We start from the raw sequence: 1,662 nt of genomic DNA, 5'->3' as shown, positions 1-1,662 counted from the left end.
CGGTGGCGTGGGAGGGCCCCCGGTCGCGTGGCGGCCGGGGGCCCCGGGGTGGGGTGGGGTGGGTCAGATGATCAGGCCCAGGGCGAAGGGGCCGATGAGCACGGTGAAGATGGTGATCAGGATGACGCCGGTGATGTTGAGGACCACCCCGCCGCGGACCATCTCGGTGATCTTGACCTGGCCGGTGGCGAAGACGATGGCGTTGGGCGGGGTGCCCACCGGCAGCATGAACGCGCACGTCGCGGCCAGGGCGGCCGGGATCAGCAGGGTCATCGGGTCCACCCCGATCCCGACCGCGACCCCGCCGAGGATCGGGATGAAGGTCGCCGCGGTGGCGGTGTTGGAGGTGATCTCGGTCAGCAGCAGCACGATCGTGACCACCGCCGCCAGCAGCAGCACGATCGGCAGCGCCCCCAGACCGGTGACCTGGGCGCCGAACCAGGCGTCCAGACCGGTCCCGGCCACGGCCGCGGCCAGGGACAGACCGCCGCCGAAGAGCAGCAGCACCCCCCAGGGCAGGCCCTCCTCGGCGTCCTTCCACACCAGGGTCATGTTCCCGCGCCGGTCCCCGGGCAGCAGGAACAGCACCACCCCGGCGCCGATGGCGATCACGGTGTCGTCGAAGAGCTCCAGCCAGGGCAGCTGCGCCCCGATGTCCCCGATCCCGGCCAGCAGCCCCGGCACGATCCAGCAGAACGCCGCGGCCGCGAACACGCCCAGCACGATCTTCTCGCCCTGGCTCATCGGGCCCAGATCGGCGATCTCCTGCTCGATCAGCTCCTTGCCCCCGGGGACCTCCTCGAGGTGGAACCGGAACATCAACCGGGTGATGATCAGCCAGGCCAGACCGATGAACACGACCACCATCGGCACCCCGAGCATCATCCACTGCGCGAAGCCCACCGTGCGGCCCAGCTCCTCGCTGATGTAGCCGGCCACGATCGCGTTGGGCGGGGAGCCCAGCAGGGTGCCCAGCCCGCCGATGGTCGCCGCCCAGGCGATCGACAGCACCAGGGCCACCCCGAAGATCCGCACGTCGCGGTCGTCGATCACATCACTGATGGCCTTGCCCGAGCGGATCTGCTCGGTCACGTCCTCGGCCTCCGCCGCGGTCCCGGCCTGGTGACTGTTCTCCACCACCAGGGTCAGCACGGACAACCCGATCGGCAGCATCATCAGGGTGGTCGCGGTGTTGGACACCCACATCGACAAGAACGCGGTGGCGATCATCAGCCCGAGAATGATCTGGCGCGGGTGCGTGCCGACCCGGCGCAGGGTCAGCAGCGCGATCCGCCGGTGCAGGTTCCACTTCTGCATCGCGATCGCGATCAAAAACCCGCCCACGAACAGGAACACGATCGGATTGGCGTACGGAGCGGTCGTCTCGGCCACGGTCAGCGCCGTGAGCACCGGGAAGATCACGATCGGCAGCAACGAGGTCACCGACAACGGCACCGCCTCGGTCATCCACCACACCGCCATCAACGTGGCCACCCCGGCCACCACCCGGGCATCCCCGGAAACATCGGCGCCACCGAGCAGGAACCACACGACCAGAGCCAGCAGCACCCCCAGACCCCGGTACAACCAGGTCCTCCCCGGAGAACGGTCAGGCCCAGCCTCCTCCGCCGCCTGATCGTACTGGCCCTGCTCGGGGACGAT

1 protein-coding gene is annotated in these 1,662 nt (G+C 69.4%); it reads right to left on the bottom strand.

Features of this window, described 5'->3' with window-relative positions:
• Nucleotides 1-63: 63 nt before the first annotated feature.
• Nucleotides 64-1,662: SLC13 family permease (locus ACFYE1_RS17330; protein ID WP_387745753.1), on the bottom strand; the 1,599-nt coding region annotated here is incomplete at its 5' end.

The organism is Kocuria nitroreducens (assembly GCF_042879195.1).
Lineage (GTDB): Bacteria > Actinomycetota > Actinomycetes > Actinomycetales > Micrococcaceae > Kocuria > Kocuria nitroreducens.
The sequence above is the reverse complement of the archived record's forward strand: the minus strand, read 5'-3'. Positions and strand labels throughout refer to the sequence as shown.